Here is a 906-nt window from a genome sequence, read left to right on the forward strand (position 1 = left end):
TTAAGGACGTCGGAGATCTGACAATGACAGGCAAGCCAAGTCAATATCAAATTTACATGAGCGTAAAGATTGCGCTTATTGGTGTCGCTTTTATGGCTCTTCTAGTCGCTTCGGCGCGTGGTCAACCAACGGAAGGTTCTGACGATGATCGCGATTAAAACTTCAATCAAGTCCATATTAATTTGGGTACTGACTATGACAACGATATCCGCTGTTATGCCTGCTTTTGCAACAGATAAATTGAGTAATAAAGAACGAGCCATCGTTCCAATCGCGGCTTTCACCGCAAGCGGTGACGTAGAAAAACTCAAGATTAGCCTGAATGATGGTTTAGAAAGCGGCTTAACGATCAATGAGATTAAAGAAGTTCTTGCTCAACTATACGCTTACGCAGGTTTTCCCCGCAGTTTGAATGGATTGGCTGCTTTTATGGAAGTAGTTGAAGTGCGCAAAAATCGTGGTATTACCGACATATTAGGGCGTGAATCGACGCCGTTGACGGCAGATAAAAGCAGCTTAGAGCTAGGCAGTCAGAACCAAACAACGCTGGTCGGTATGCAAGTCAAAGGCCCGCTGTTCGACTTTTCACCTCAAATAGATCAGTACTTAAAAGCCCATTTGTTTGGTGACATTTTCGCGCGTGACCTCCTGACGTGGAAACAACGAGAAATTGCCACGATTGCAGCGCTGGCAAATATCAACGGAGTGAACAGCCAGCTTGCGGCGCACTACAACATCAGCATGAATAATGGCGTGTCTGCCGAAGAACTGAATGATTTCATTCTGGTTTTAAAGCAGTGCTGTGATGAAAGTATTGCGAGTAATGCTCAATCTGTACTGGATTCGGTGTTAGACGCCAAAAACTGATTGTTTTGGGTTTGGGAGAGGCGCTCTTGGGCATGAAAC

General features: G+C 45.0%; 1 protein-coding gene. It reads left to right on the top strand.

What is annotated here, in order from left to right; all coding sequences use genetic code 11:
* Nucleotides 1-216: 216 nt before the first annotated feature.
* Entirely contained in the window at nt 217-867 is a 651-nt protein-coding gene (locus tag R7044_RS24570) for a carboxymuconolactone decarboxylase family protein (protein WP_021450458.1), read from the top strand.
* Nucleotides 868-906 lie beyond the last annotated feature (39 nt).

It is taken from the genome of Vibrio sp. 1402 (assembly GCF_033340275.1).